Annotated in this window: 15 protein-coding genes and 1 tRNA gene; 7 read left to right on the plus strand and 9 right to left on the minus strand. The window is 62.7% G+C overall.

Annotated elements, in window-relative coordinates:
- Positions 1-247 precede the first annotated feature (247 nt).
- Positions 248-532: a hypothetical protein gene (locus tag AC3WLT_RS23240; RefSeq protein ID WP_492594031.1), complete on the plus strand. Its 285-nt coding sequence runs from the start codon at positions 248-250 to the stop codon at positions 530-532.
- Here the strand turns inward: AC3WLT_RS23240 and AC3WLT_RS23245 are convergent.
- A complete protein-coding gene (locus AC3WLT_RS23245) occupies positions 517-942 on the minus strand; it encodes a hypothetical protein (protein WP_492594032.1) in 426 nt (141 codons plus the stop codon). The genes AC3WLT_RS23240 and AC3WLT_RS23245 overlap by 16 nt on opposite strands.
- Before the next feature lie 206 nt (positions 943-1,148).
- Here AC3WLT_RS23245 and AC3WLT_RS23250 point away from each other — a divergent pair.
- Positions 1,149-1,223: transfer RNA gene (locus tag AC3WLT_RS23250), tRNA-Arg, on the plus strand.
- Positions 1,224-1,797: 574 nt separating this feature from the next.
- Here the strand turns inward: AC3WLT_RS23250 and AC3WLT_RS23255 are convergent.
- Entirely contained in the window at positions 1,798-2,124 is a 327-nt protein-coding gene (locus tag AC3WLT_RS23255; RefSeq protein ID WP_492594033.1) for a DUF4148 domain-containing protein, read from the minus strand.
- A 161-nt stretch (positions 2,125-2,285) separates the two neighbouring features.
- Between AC3WLT_RS23255 and AC3WLT_RS23260 the strand changes: the two genes are divergently transcribed.
- A complete protein-coding gene (locus AC3WLT_RS23260) occupies positions 2,286-2,510 on the plus strand; it encodes a hypothetical protein (protein ID WP_492594034.1) in 225 nt (74 codons plus the stop codon).
- Between the two features lie 93 nt (positions 2,511-2,603).
- Here the strand turns inward: AC3WLT_RS23260 and AC3WLT_RS23265 are convergent, their stop codons facing one another.
- Positions 2,604-3,308, minus strand: a complete 705-nt coding sequence (locus tag AC3WLT_RS23265) for a glutathione S-transferase C-terminal domain-containing protein (RefSeq protein ID WP_492594035.1) — start codon at positions 3,306-3,308, stop codon at positions 2,604-2,606.
- 189 nt (positions 3,309-3,497) lie between these two features.
- Positions 3,498-3,719: a hypothetical protein gene (locus AC3WLT_RS23270; RefSeq protein WP_492594036.1), complete on the minus strand. Its 222-nt coding sequence runs from the start codon at positions 3,717-3,719 to the stop codon at positions 3,498-3,500.
- Between the two features lie 336 nt (positions 3,720-4,055).
- Here AC3WLT_RS23270 and dcm point away from each other — a divergent pair, with 336 nt between their 5' ends.
- The 4 genes from dcm to AC3WLT_RS23290 all read left to right on the plus strand — a co-directional run bounded on the left by dcm (position 4,056) and on the right by AC3WLT_RS23290 (position 8,066).
- Complete coding sequence (dcm, locus tag AC3WLT_RS23275) at positions 4,056-5,345, plus strand: DNA (cytosine-5-)-methyltransferase (RefSeq protein WP_492594037.1); 1,290 nt, start codon at positions 4,056-4,058, stop codon at positions 5,343-5,345.
- A 32-nt stretch (positions 5,346-5,377) separates the two neighbouring features.
- Positions 5,378-5,824: a very short patch repair endonuclease gene (locus tag AC3WLT_RS23280; RefSeq protein WP_492594038.1), complete on the plus strand. Its 447-nt coding sequence runs from the start codon at positions 5,378-5,380 to the stop codon at positions 5,822-5,824.
- Between the two features lie 163 nt (positions 5,825-5,987).
- Positions 5,988-6,497, plus strand: coding sequence for a YbhB/YbcL family Raf kinase inhibitor-like protein (locus tag AC3WLT_RS23285; protein ID WP_492594039.1), 510 nt, complete (start codon positions 5,988-5,990; stop codon positions 6,495-6,497).
- A gap of 135 nt (positions 6,498-6,632) precedes the next feature.
- Positions 6,633-8,066: an MFS transporter gene (locus AC3WLT_RS23290; RefSeq protein ID WP_492594040.1), complete on the plus strand. Its 1,434-nt coding sequence runs from the start codon at positions 6,633-6,635 to the stop codon at positions 8,064-8,066.
- Positions 8,067-8,121: 55 nt separating this feature from the next.
- On the opposite strand, the gene otsA is transcribed toward AC3WLT_RS23290, so the two are convergent.
- The 5 genes from otsA to AC3WLT_RS23315 form a co-directional block, all read right to left on the minus strand.
- Entirely contained in the window at positions 8,122-9,546 is a 1,425-nt protein-coding gene (gene otsA / locus AC3WLT_RS23295; RefSeq protein ID WP_492594041.1) for an alpha,alpha-trehalose-phosphate synthase (UDP-forming), read from the minus strand.
- Between the two features lie 214 nt (positions 9,547-9,760).
- Positions 9,761-9,973 carry a hypothetical protein gene (locus AC3WLT_RS23300; protein WP_492594042.1) on the minus strand — a complete coding sequence of 71 codons (213 nt, stop codon included), beginning with the start codon at positions 9,971-9,973 and terminating at the stop codon, positions 9,761-9,763.
- A 154-nt stretch (positions 9,974-10,127) separates the two neighbouring features.
- The gene (locus tag AC3WLT_RS23305) at positions 10,128-10,355 is read right to left on the minus strand and encodes a hypothetical protein (RefSeq protein WP_492594043.1); all 228 of its coding nucleotides are present in this window, start codon (positions 10,353-10,355) and stop codon (positions 10,128-10,130) included.
- A gap of 134 nt (positions 10,356-10,489) precedes the next feature.
- A complete protein-coding gene (locus AC3WLT_RS23310) occupies positions 10,490-11,893 on the minus strand; it encodes a sigma-54-dependent transcriptional regulator (protein WP_492594044.1) in 1,404 nt (467 codons plus the stop codon).
- Positions 11,894-12,198: 305 nt separating this feature from the next.
- Positions 12,199-12,465 carry a hypothetical protein gene (locus AC3WLT_RS23315; protein WP_492594045.1) on the minus strand — a complete coding sequence of 89 codons (267 nt, stop codon included), beginning with the start codon at positions 12,463-12,465 and terminating at the stop codon, positions 12,199-12,201.
- Between the last annotated feature and the right edge of the window lie 41 nt (positions 12,466-12,506).

Genomic DNA, 12,506 nt, shown 5'->3' on the forward strand with positions numbered 1-12,506 from the left:
CTAACGTACGAGTACTCCATCGATGTTTCACGCAAACATTGCGCCGATTCGTTGGCCGGTTCCTTCCCGTCGCCTTTGCAATGCGCGCACAGGTGCGGCACTTCCGTGAATGGCCGTTCTTCATAGAAGCCCTTTCCGCAACACGTCGGACAAGGCTCGCGATCATTGATCGGCCAGCGGGAGAAGCGAAGACGCGCATCGATAGCGTCGCGTACTGCCACTCGTTGTTGCCGATCTTCTGCCGGGGATGCTTGCGATCGCGCACCAGTGCCAGGTGATTCTCAGCGTCGATATCATCCCTGCGCAGGTTGAACAGTTCGCCACGGCGGAACGCACACTGTCTCGCGACGCGCAGCAGATCCGGCATGGCCTGCTGGCGCTCCGGATGCTCGGCGAACCACGCAAAGATTTTCTCGATTTCTTCGGCTGTCGGGCGGCGGTCACGCGTGCCGCCGGCATCGATCAGACGCAGATGGTGAAACGTGGGGCGAGCCGCGCCAATTGCATCGGGCAGCGTCAGGCCGAGCAATGACGCCATGTGGCGCATGACGGTGCGAGCTTCGAGATATCCATGTCGACCGTGTACCCGCCTGCGCCGGCCGCCTTGCGTTCCTGTGCAAACTTGACGATGCGTTGCGTCGTGAGCTTCGAAGCAAAGTCACTTTCGAACGCATCCTCCAGCCACCGCAGGATGTAATCCTCGTTTGATTTTTCTTTGACGGGCCGCCCGGATTCGGCGCGGGCTACGCGGTATTTCCTGACGAACTCGCCGACCTTGACGGTCGCCGCGTCGACCGTATTCTGGCCGTTATCGATCTCGACTTCCCTGGCCCACGCCCAGGCTTCGGCAGCGCCTTTCGTTCTGAACGTTTTTGCTATACTCTGCCCTCGCTTGCGTACTTGGGCACGCCAGCGACTGCCTACTGGCAGGATTGAAGCCATGGTTTTCCCCGTCTCAGAAACGGTAGCAGTGCCAGATCACTTTTCACTGGTACAGGGTCGATCTGTAGCAAAGGCGGGTATAAATTAGGGTTCACAAGCTGTCACGGTGCTTCATTTAGGACGAAGCGGAAAAGCCGGAAACGCCCACGGGACAAGGCGGAAGCCAATAGCAGCAAGGCTCCGATCCACCCCGTTAAAACTATCCTCTCCCCGTAGTTCAATGGATAGAACAAGTGCCTCCTAAGCGCTAGATACAGGTTCGATTCCTGTCGGGGGGACCAACTCGCTTCCCAGCATTTCCCAAGTTCGCCCAGAAAAGCCCCGTATAGCCTTGCGCTGCGGGGCTTTTTTGTCGCCGTCAATTTTGCCTACGGTCGCTACATACAAGCCAGACTGTTTGGGGACGCCGGCGAAGCACAAATTCCTAAGACATGCCCTAAAGCACCGTCCTGTCTGGCCACGTAAATTCTGTCGGGTCCACAACGCGCTCAGCAACTGTTGTCACGTATTTGAGACGAAAACAGGAATCTGCGCTCTTATACGCCTTATCGAGTCCTCGCACGGTACCGAGCCGAGCCGGCGATACGTTTCGGACGTTTCCGCATGGACGCGATCACTTCTTCGCCACGAAACGTTTCTCGAACACGCTTCCGAAAGAAGCACAGCCCCGCAGCGGCCTATCAACCTTGAAAAACCGCCCGGACAGAAGAAGCCGGGCGAAGCCGCCGGAACGCCGACGACGGAGGAGTCCTGATCACGACAAAACAGGCCCGCATCCCCTGCGAGAGCGAGCCTGTTTCGTGTCGATACGAGTCGAGCCGACGCTCGATGGGTCGAGCTTCGCACCCGTATCGATTAGCGACCGACGTAGACCACCGGCGCCGAATACGAACTCACCGTCGTCTCGGTACGGCTGCCCGATTGCGCCGAGCCGCTTGTAGCCGAACCATAACCGCTGGTTTGCGCGTTACCATTTTGTGCAGCGACGCGTGCTTCAGCGGCCTGGATATCCGCCGGGTAGTACGGATCTTTACCGGCAGCGGGTCGATAACCGGCCTTTTCGACCTGGACGAGTTCAGCCCGAACCTGGGCGCGCGTCACAGGCCCGTTCGATTGCGCGAACGATGCGACCGGAGCGGCGAGAACGAGTGCAACAGCAACAGCTTTGATGAGCGATTTCATGATGACTACCTCCAGAGATTGTTTTGTGTGGCGCTACAGACCTGCTTGCCTGCAACCCATGGACGTAGTCTAGGAGGAGCCCAACCTAGGGTAAATACCTAACTCATGAAATCACTGTTGCTGCAAACGCGACAATAGTACGACCTAACCTGCTCAACAAAATGGAACTCTGGATACAGCCATGCGCGCCGTGCGCGGAACTCTACGGACAGCCGTCGACGGTCGAGCCACACGAGAACCTGACACTGAACGCCGCCGGAGCAGTGAAGGACGCTCAAGCCGAGCAACACTTCACTTGCATCCGCTGCGGCGCCGCGTTTGCGCGCATCGTCGCGGGCTCCGTCCCGCAACAAGTCTGGTTGCTGCTGAACGCCGGGCAGCATTGACCGAAACGCAGCGCCGTCGCGGATTTGCCCGGGTTTATAGGAATTAATCCGCCACGAAGGCGACCATCGCCGCCCCCCGGCCTCGCCGGGAAATCAGACGCGCCGCGGAATCTCCAGCCCCTTCGCCACCGCGGGACGCGCGACGAACGCAGCCAGCGCCCGCCGCACATGCGGGAAATCCTGAATCTCGACCAGATCCCCTGCTTCATAGAAACCGATCAGGTTGCGCACCCAGGGAAAGGTCGCGATATCGGCGATCGAGTAAGCGTCGCCCATGATCCAGTTGCGTCCGTCGAGACGCTGCTCCAGCACGCCGAGCAAACGCTTCGACTCCGCGACATAGCGGTCGCGCGGCCGCTTGTCTTCATAATCCTTGCCGGCGAACTTGTGGAAGAAACCCAGCTGGCCGAACATCGGGCCGATTCCACCCATCTGGAACATCACCCATTGGATCGCTTCATAGCGGCCCGCGGCGTCTTTCGGAATCAGCCGGCCGCTCTTGTCCGCGAGATAAATCAGGATCGCGCCGGATTCGAACAGGGGCAACGGCTTGCCGTCGGGGCCGTGCGGATCGATGATCGCCGGAATCTTGTTGTTCGGATTCAGCGACATGAACTCGGGCGTCATCTGATCGTTCGTATCAAAACGCACGAGATGCGGTTCATACGGCAGACTGATCTCTTCGAGCATGATCGACACCTTCACGCCATTCGGCGTCGGCAGCGAGTAGAGCTGAAGCCGCTCCGGATGTTCAACAGGCCACTTCTTCGTGATGGGGAACGCGGATAGTTCGGTCATGGTAGTGATGTAACCCTTGTGCGAGCACTGCGGCTGGAAATCGGAAATTGGCAATGGGGCTGAACCGCGGGCTGAACAGCTGGCCCCGAAAGCGGGACCGCCAAATATAAACCGACTCAGCACAACGCGTGCGGCGCCGCTCGCAACACCCCACTGCGAGTGTGGCCACGCGACGCTCCGCTCAAAGGTTCACCACAAATCCTTGGTCGCGGTGCCGGCACGCAGGTCATATCCTTCGCGCCACAAGGCCGCACCGACGGTCACCAAGAGCGTCTTCTGCTCGCCGTCGAGCTGTTCCCACGCGGCCGCCAGCCAGGTGGCGAAGCTCGCGCAGGTGGCTTCGAGATCGACGGGCGCTTTGCCTTCCAGGTACTGTCGTTCGAACATCGAAAGCACTTTTTCGGGTGTCATGGCGCACCTCCTGTTGGATGCGCCAAGTCTAAGGGCAGAGCGCGGTGCGCGGCGCCGAACCCGGGTTACTCCCAGGCGAGCGCGGCTCGCGGCCAGCAACAACAACGAGCACTTCCAGCGCATAAAAAAGGCCGCGAACGAAGCCGCGGCCACAACACGTCGCAACGCGGGGAATTCGCGTCACGACGTAAGCCTACACGGCCAATTGTGACATTTGCCTATCCCCCAAAACTCGTCCGTCGACGTCGAATATTTTCTGCCCATCGTCCGCAAAAACAGGAAAAATGGGACGACCTTAGGTCATAATGTCCGCAAAAATTCCCAGCAAGGATGCCCGTGACCCTCGCCGCACCGCTCGAACTGCTCAAGCAGGCGCGCGCCCGCTTCACTCAACGCGAAATCGCCGCGCACGTCGGCAAAGACATCAAGACGGTGCGCCGCTGGGAGAAAGGCGAAACACCGTGTCCGGCCATGCTCGAACCGGCCTTGCGCGATCTGCTGCACACCGGCGCTCGAGCCGGGGCCGGCGCGGCCGACGGCGAAGCGAGCTTCCGCTTCATCGATCTGTTCGCCGGTATCGGCGGCATTCGCATGGGTTTCGAAGCGCACGGCGGCGCCTGCGTCTTCACGAGCGAGTGGAACGATTTTTCCACCAGGACGTATTGCGAGAACTACCCGGCCGGCGCCGATCACGCGCTGATCGGCGACATCGTCTCGTTCCCCGCCGAAGAGGTGCCGGGCCACGACGTGCTGCTCGGCGGCTTCCCGTGCCAGCCGTTTTCGATCGCGGGCGTCAGCAAGAAAAACGCGCTCGGCCGGCCGCACGGTTTCGAGTGCACGACACAAGGCACGCTGTTTTTCGACGTCGCGCGAATCATCGCGGCGAAGCGCCCCGCCGCGTTCCTGCTGGAGAACGTGAAAAATCTGCTCTCGCACGACAAGGGCCGCACCTTCGACGTGATCCTGCAAACCTTGCGCGACGAACTCGGCTACGAGGTGCACTACCGGGTGGTCGACGGCCAGCATTTCACGCCGCAGCATCGCGAGCGGATCATCATCGTCGGCTTTCGCGGCAAGACTTCCTTCTCATGGGACGATTTGCATCTGCCGGAACACGGCCCGCGTCTGAGCTCGATCCTGCACCGCACGGACGGCAGCGAACCGGACTTGCCGTGGGATCACGACCGTTTCTTCGACCACGCCAACCGGCGCGTTCAACCGAAGTACACGCTTACCCCGAACCTCTGGACCTATCTGCAAAACTACGCGGCGAAACATCGCGCGGCGGGTAACGGCTTCGGCTTCGGCATGGCCTATCCGGACAGCGTCGCGCGCACGCTGTCGGCGCGCTATCACAAGGACGGCAGCGAGATTCTGGTCTATCAAGGCGAGCAGTCGCGCCCGCGGCGTCTCACGCCACGCGAGTGCGCGCGGCTGATGGGCTTTCCCGACACGTTCCGGATTCCCGTCAGCGACACTCAGGCTTACCGCCAGTTCGGCAACAGCGTCGTGATGCCGGTGATGCGGGAAGTCGCGCGCATCATGCTGCCGCATGTGCAAACCCTGCTCGCCGAGGGGACACGCCATCACCGTGGTTCGACTCAAACCCTCTCGCTGTACGCCTAAGCTATCGAGGACAGCTACCCGAGTCTCTTACGATGGTCGATATCGTCGATAGCGCGACGCGAAGCCGGATGATGTCCGGCATCCGCGGCCGCAATACGAAACCCGAAATCCTGATCCGCAGCCTGCTGCACGGTCAGGGTTTTCGCTTCCGGCTCGACGCCCGCGATCTGCCGGGCCGCCCGGACATCGTGCTGCCGCGCTACCGCGCCGTCGTGCTGGTGCACGGCTGTTTCTGGCACGGCCACGACTGCCATCTGTTCAAGTGGCCGCAAACCCGGCCCGAGTTCTGGCGCGACAAGATCGACCGCAACCGCAGCAACGACGACAAGGTCCGGCAAGCCTTGCTCACGAGCGGCTGGCGCGTCGCGGTGGTGTGGGAGTGCGCGTTGCGCGGCGCCAATCGCGATATCGAGGGCGTGTTGCAGCGGCTCGTGGAGTGGTTGCGCAGCGACGCGCCGAGCTTCGAAGAACGCGGCTGAAAGCCGCTTGTAGCCTGACCCGTTCACGCGAATCCGAAAGCCGCTGGTGATACACTCGATTGGCTCACCCGGGGCATTTTTTGCGGGTCGATCCGGCACTACGTCGGCAGCATGAAACCGCGCCCCGGCCATCTCCAGAACCATCCTTGAAGGGAGGCATACGATGGCTGATTTCCGTCTCTGGTCCGACGAGTTCCCCACCAATGGCTTCATGCCGAAAGACCACGAATTCGACGACAAGGCATTCGGTGTCGACGGCGAAGGCGGGAACATCTCGCCCGCGCTGCAGTGGGAGGCGCCGCCGGCCGACACTCAAAGCTTCGCACTCACGGTCCACGATCCCGACGCGCCAACCGGCAGCGGCTTCTGGCACTGGGTCGTCGTCAACATTCCGGCCGACGCCCGCTCGCTGTCGCGCAACGCCGGCAAGGCAGACGGCTCGTTGCTGCCGCAGGGCGCGCTGCAAGTGCGCAACGACTACGGCACGGTCGGCTTCGGCGGCGCCGCACCGCCGCGCGGCGACAGAACGCATCGCTACATCTTCCGCCTGCACGCACTGAAAGTGCCGCATCTGCCGATCACCGCGGAGACCACTAACGCGGTCGCGCGCTTCATGACGCATCTGAACGAAATCGACTCGACCACGCATACCGGTCTGTACGAACTCAAATAACGCGTGAGACGCGATGCCGGTATGCCTTTTCAGTACCGGCATCATCGCTGCCGCCGTTGTCCATTCCGACGCGGCAAGCGGCGCGCGTGGCTCATCCCGTGACCGAAGAGCCGCCCCCGACAATTCAAAAGAACGATGCACGCACAACCATCCCGCACGGACGGTTCACTTCCGGCCGCCGCCGCAGAGACTCCCGCCGCCGACGCATTGCCAACGGAGCCCGCCGAGCAGGGCTTGCCGGTTCCGCAACGCTACTGGGCGATGCTGGTTATCGCGCTCGCTCTCACGCTGGCGGTGCTCGACAGCGCGATCGCCAACGTGGCCCTCCCCACCATCGCGCGCAATCTGCATGCGAGCGCGGCCGGCTCGATCTGGGTCATCAATGCGTACCAGCTCGCGATCACGATCTCGCTGCTGCCGCTCGCGTCGCTCGGCGACCGCATCGGCTACCGGCGCGTCTATCTGTCCGGGCTGATCCTGTTCACCGTCTCCTCGCTCGGTTGCGCGCTGTCCACGTCGCTGCCGACGCTCGCGCTCGCGCGCGTGGTCCAGGGCTTCGGCGCGGCGGGCATCATGAGCGTCAACACGGCACTCGTGCGCATGATCTATCCGCCCACGCAGCTCGGGCGCGGCGTCGCGATCAACGCGATGGTGGTCGCCATATCGTCCGCGGTCGGGCCGACGGTCGCCTCCGGCGTGCTCGCCGTCGCCTCGTGGCCGTGGCTGTTCGCGATCAATGTGCCAATCGGCATCGCGGCGATCGTCGGCGGATTCAAGGCGCTGCCGCTGAACCCCGGCCACGATTCGCCATACGACTACCTGAGCGCGGTGATGAACGCGTTCGTGTTCGGCCTGCTGATCTTCGCCGTCGACGGCCTGGGTCACGGCGAGCGGCTCGGCTACGTCGCGTTCGAAGCGCTCGGCGCGCTCGTGATCGGCTACTTCTTCGTGCGCCGACAGTTGACGCAGGCCGCCCCGCTGCTGCCGATCGATTTGCTGAGGATTCCGGTGTTTGCGCTGTCGATCGGCACGTCGGTCTGTTCGTTCTGCGCGCAGATGCTGGCGTTCGTCTCGCTGCCGTTTCTGTTGCAGGACACGCTGGGTTTGTCGCAAGTGCAAACCGGTTTGCTGATGACGCCGTGGCCGCTCGTGATCGTGGTTGCGGCGCCGTTGTCGGGCGTGCTGTCGGACAAGGTGTCGGCGGGCTGGCTCGGCGGCATCGGACTCGTTGCACTGACCGCGGGCCTGCTGCTGCTCGCCACGCTCGGCGCGCACCCCGAGCCGATGCAGATCGCGTGGCGCATGGCGCTGTGCGGCGCGGGCTTCGGCATTTTCCAGTCGCCAAACAACCGGACCATACTGTCGGCCGCGCCGCGTGAACGCAGCGGCGGCGCGAGCGGCATGCTCGGCACCGCGCGGCTGACAGGACAGACGCTCGGCGCGGCGCTGGTCGCGCTGATCTTCGGCGTCGCGCCGCAGCATGGGCCGATCGTCGCCTTGTATGTCGCCGCGTGCTTCTCGGCCGTCGCCGCCGTGGTCAGCACGTTGCGGGTCGTGCAGCGCGCGTGAGTGACGTGACAGGCATGCGTGCTTTAGAAAACCCGCGCGGCCGCCCTCGATCCGGCTACGTCGCCGTCACGTCAGCGAGCTTTACCGCCTTGGCCGTCACGGAAGAAGCCGTCGCGACATTGCGCAAGTCGGCGAGGAAGGTATCGCGCCAGACCGACAGATTGTTCTCGCGCATTGGCGCCATCATGTCGGCGTGACGCGCCTGCCGCTCGGCGAGCGGCATCGACAGCGCGCGCTCCAGCGCCTCGGCCATCTGCGACAGGTCGAACGGATTGACGACCAGCGCGCCCGGCAATTGCTCGGCCGCACCCGCGAATTGCGACAGCACCAGCACGCCCGGATCGGCCGGATCCTGCGAGGCGACGTATTCCTTGGCGACCAGATTCATCCCGTCGCGCAGTGGCGTCACATAGCCGACCTGCGATTGACGGAACAGCGCCATCAACAGATTGCGCTCGTACTTGCGGTTCAGGTACTGGATCGGCGTCCAGTCGAGTTGCGCGAAACGGCCGTTGATGCGCCCCGCCTCGCCCTCGAGCGTCTGACGAATCCGCTGATAGGTCTGCACGTCGGCGCGAGTCGGCGGCGCGATCTGCACCAGCGACACGCGCCCGTGCCAACCAGGCGCATTCAGCAGCAAGCGCTCGAATGCCTGGAAGCGCTCCACCAGCCCCTTCGAATAATCGAGCCGATCGACGCTCATGATCAGCTTGCGCCCGCGCATGCCGTCGCGCAGGCTGCGCACCGGCTTGCGGTCGGTGAACTGCTCCGCGGCCTTGGCGATCGCATCGGGATAAATGCCGATCGGGTAAGCGCCGACTTTGAGGAAGCGGTTATAGGCGTGCACCATGCCGTCTTCGCTCGAACTCCCATGCTGGCCGCGCTCGATATAGTCGACGAACGACTGGCGGTCCGCCTCGGTCTGGAAACCGACCACGTCGTAGCTGCACATGGCCTTGAGCAACTCTTCGTGCGGCGGAATCGTCCGCAGCACTTCGGCCACTGGAAACGGAATATGCAGGAAGAAGCCGATTGGATTCTTCACGCCGAGATCGCGCAGGCAGCGCGCGAACGGCAGCAGGTGATAATCGTGCACCCAGATGATGTCGTCAGGCTTCAGCAGCTCCTTGAGCTGCCTTGCGAGCGTCGCGTTGACGCGCTGATAGCCCGCGTATTCCTGCCGGTCGTAACGCGACAGGTCATTGCGATAGTGGAACGTCGGCCACAGTGTCGCGTTCGAAAAGCCGCGGTAGTACTGGTCATAATCGCGCTTGGTGAGACCCACCGTCGCGTAGGTGACATTGCGCTGCTTTTCGATCACCGGATCGGACGGTTCAGCTACCGTCTCGCCGCTCCAGCCGAACCAGACTCCGCCGGTTTCCTTCAGCGCGTCCAGCACGCCGATCGCGAGCCCGCCCGCTGCGGGACGCCCTTCCTGGGTCGGCGCGACACGATTCGATACCACGATCAGTCTGCTCATTGGTGCTCCACCTCAGTCAGTTGTTTCGTTGCATATGGATATGTGCCATGCAGGTGCATGCAAGTCGCGTGCCGTTTTATGGGACAGCAGAAATAAAAATGTATGTAAATGTGAAGGGCGAGCAGAAACGCGCGACGCTGCAGCACCGCGAAGAAATTTTTTCTGCTTTGTATGACGACCCCAGAAGCCTGCAACTGCCCACGTCAGGCGTGGTTCAAGCGTCCTGTTCCGAGCCTAGATCGCGCTGATATTCCAGCCCTTCCGGACGCACGCCGCCCTGATTGTGCTCGCCGTCCGGCGGGGCGTTCGGCGCGACGCGGTTCTGCGCGGCCGGATCCGGCGACGCCGGCGGAACACTATTGCTGCTGGACGGCCGGGAATCGCGCTTCGAGTGGCGCGCGGAACGTCGCAGTGCGGGATGTCTCATGATCGCTGCCTCCAGCGGAAGGCCGCCGCCGAAACAAGGCGGCATCAATATAGTCTAGGGGTCACGAAGGTAAATTGCCGGTAAAAGATGCGCCGGCTTTGTAACAAGTACATAAAATCGCTGCGCCGGTATGTGGCGTCGCGCACAAAGCCTGTCAGAGTTGCACGCGTTGCTGCCGCAGCCCGCCGGCTTGCGGCGTTTGAGTCGGTTGCGGCGGCGGATCGCCGATCGGCGGAGCAACCGGTTCGAGCGGATCTGGAGTCGGCGTGGGGGGCGTGTCGGGCTCGTCAGGAGTAAACGGCGGTTCGACCGGCTCGGGACGGTGAGCGTGCTTCGCAAGAGCAAGCGCGGGAAGCACAGGAGCGGCAGCATATTCCGGCATGTCGGTGATCCTCGTTTTCGCGTTCGATTGAATCGCAGCAAGGCCTGTGCCGAAATCGACGCGCTCCTCGCGAGATGGCGCGCACGTCGCTCGCGAGCGTGACGCGTCGGGCGTGACGCGTCGGGTGTGGTGCTTTACGCGTCGGCGCCGCCCAAGGCGCGCGATTCGTCCGCGGCGGCGTCGCCTTCTTCACGCGCGTCGTTGCCGTACTCGACCAGACGGTTGTACAGCGTCTTCAGACTGATGCCGAGAATCTCAGCCGCGCGCGTTTTCACGCCGCCGCATTGTTCGAGGGTCGCGAGAATCAGCTGACGATCCGCTTCGGCGAGCGACGTGCCGAACGGAATCATGATCGACGTGCCGGCCGCGGGCTTGGACAACGTAATCTGCAACGGCACGGTTGCCGTGCTGTCCGAATCGGCACCCGACATGATGTGCGCGCGCTGCACGTAGTTCTTCAGCTCGCGCACGTTGCCCGGCCAAGGGTAAGACAACAACATCTCCTTCACCGCGGCGGGGAAATGCTTCTTCGTGCTGTGATGCTCATTGAGTTCGTCGAGGAAGGACTGGGCAAGCAGCTCCACGTCCTTGCCCCGGTCGCGCAACGGCGGCAGGCTGATCGGGAACACGTTCAGGCGATGGTACAGGTCCAGACGCAGCTTGCCCTCCAGCACGGCCTGCTCCGGATCGCGATTGGTCGCGGCGATCAGGCGCACGTCGGTTTCGATTTCCCTGGTCGTGCCGACCCGCATGAACATGCCGGTTTCCAGCACGCGCAGCAGCTTGACCTGCAACTCGATCGGCATTTCGGTGATTTCGTCGAGAAACAGCGTGCCGCCGTTCGCGCGTTCGAAATAACCCTTGTGCTGCCGGTCCGCGCCGGTGAACGAGCCACGCTCGTGGCCGAACATTTCCGACTCGATCAGGTTCGGCGAAATCGCGCCGCAGTTCACTGCGAGGAACGCATGCTTACGGCGCAGGCTGAGCTGGTGCAGTGTCTGCGCGGCGACCTCCTTGCCCGTGCCCGACTCGCCCACGAGCATCACCGAGGCCGCCGTCGGCGCGACGCGGCCGATCTGGTCGTACACCTCCTGCATGGCCGGCGAATTACCGAGCATCAGACCGAAGCGGCCCATGCGGCGCAACTCGCCGCGCAGCGTGCCGATTTCCGCCTTGAGGTCGCCGGGGCGCGGCAGGCGCGACAGGATCGCCTTCACGCGCTGCATGTTGATCGGCTTCACCAGGTAGTCGGTCGCGCCCATCTTCAGCGCGTTCACCGCCGACTCCACCGTAGCGTGGCCGGTAATCACGATCACCTCGACGCCCGAACGCGGATCGAGGTCTTCGAACAGATCGACGCCGCTGCCATCGGGCAGCTTCAGGTCGGTAAACACGACGTCCGGCATCTGCCGGACCAGTTGAATACGCGCTTCGCGCAAATCACCCGCGGTGGCGGTGGTGAGGCCGTCTTCCCCGATGATGGTGGAAAGCGCCTCGCGGGTACCGGCATCGTCATCGACAATCAGTACGTGTGGCATCGCGTCTCGAAAGCCCGAAAGCGTGAATGGGTAAACATGCTGACCCGCATGCTAAAAAAGCCGGCCGGCAACCTTTCGCCTAGCTGCGATGCGCCCGAATGTGAGCACACGCAAACTTTATGGCAAAAGCGCCGGGCCTTCGACTTAATGCAATATCGCAACAATATCTGGAGAAACCGGTGGGTTTAACACGTCATTGTTGTGTATTTGCCTATTATACGGCGTTATCGAGACAAAATAGCAACGCATCCGGCCATCGCACGGCAAACTGCGGTGCCCCGGCGATGCGGTTAAAGCAGCGGCGTTCAGCTGCGCGGAAACGGCCATGCGCTGCCGTTGCCGCCCGGATGCTCCGAGCCATTCGCGCCATGGGTGGCCGGGTTGACGCTCTCCATTTCGACACTGCCGGCCGGGGTAGGCGGGGTGGCCACCATGCCGCCCTCACCCTCCCAGCGGCTCAATTCGCGCGCCGCCGGAACCTGCGAAGCACGGTTTTTCTGCACATAGCGCAGGGCCAGCCAACCGCCGACAACCATCAGCGCGCCAAAAATGCCAATTTTAGGTCGTGCCATCGTGAACTCCTTTTCGTCGTGAAGCTCATTGTGAAGCGGGT

The sequence above is a fragment of the Paraburkholderia sp. FW306-2-2C-D06C genome (assembly GCF_058781505.1).

Excerpts from the sequence above, each read along its gene's own strand:
- AC3WLT_RS23310 (WP_492594044.1), bottom strand. The coding sequence starts at position 11,893 with ATGCCACACGTACTGATTGTCGATGACGATGCCGGTACCCGCGAGGCG.
- AC3WLT_RS23315 (WP_492594045.1), bottom strand. The coding sequence starts at position 12,465 with ATGGCACGACCTAAAATTGGCATTTTTGGCGCGCTGATGGTTGTCGGC.
- AC3WLT_RS23255 (WP_492594033.1), bottom strand. The coding sequence starts at position 2,124 with ATGAAATCGCTCATCAAAGCTGTTGCTGTTGCACTCGTTCTCGCCGCT.
- AC3WLT_RS23290 (WP_492594040.1), top strand. The coding sequence starts at position 6,633 with ATGCACGCACAACCATCCCGCACGGACGGTTCACTTCCGGCCGCCGCC.
- AC3WLT_RS23265 (WP_492594035.1), bottom strand. The coding sequence starts at position 3,308 with ATGACCGAACTATCCGCGTTCCCCATCACGAAGAAGTGGCCTGTTGAA.
- AC3WLT_RS23260 (WP_492594034.1), top strand. The coding sequence starts at position 2,286 with ATGGAACTCTGGATACAGCCATGCGCGCCGTGCGCGGAACTCTACGGA.
- otsA (WP_492594041.1), bottom strand. The coding sequence starts at position 9,546 with ATGAGCAGACTGATCGTGGTATCGAATCGTGTCGCGCCGACCCAGGAA.
- AC3WLT_RS23240 (WP_492594031.1), top strand. The coding sequence starts at position 248 with ATGCTTGCGATCGCGCACCAGTGCCAGGTGATTCTCAGCGTCGATATC.
- AC3WLT_RS23270 (WP_492594036.1), bottom strand. The coding sequence starts at position 3,719 with ATGACACCCGAAAAAGTGCTTTCGATGTTCGAACGACAGTACCTGGAA.
- AC3WLT_RS23280 (WP_492594038.1), top strand. The coding sequence starts at position 5,378 with ATGGTCGATATCGTCGATAGCGCGACGCGAAGCCGGATGATGTCCGGC.
- AC3WLT_RS23305 (WP_492594043.1), bottom strand. The coding sequence starts at position 10,355 with ATGCCGGAATATGCTGCCGCTCCTGTGCTTCCCGCGCTTGCTCTTGCG.
- AC3WLT_RS23245 (WP_492594032.1), bottom strand. The coding sequence starts at position 942 with ATGGCTTCAATCCTGCCAGTAGGCAGTCGCTGGCGTGCCCAAGTACGC.
- AC3WLT_RS23300 (WP_492594042.1), bottom strand. The coding sequence starts at position 9,973 with ATGAGACATCCCGCACTGCGACGTTCCGCGCGCCACTCGAAGCGCGAT.
- AC3WLT_RS23285 (WP_492594039.1), top strand. The coding sequence starts at position 5,988 with ATGGCTGATTTCCGTCTCTGGTCCGACGAGTTCCCCACCAATGGCTTC.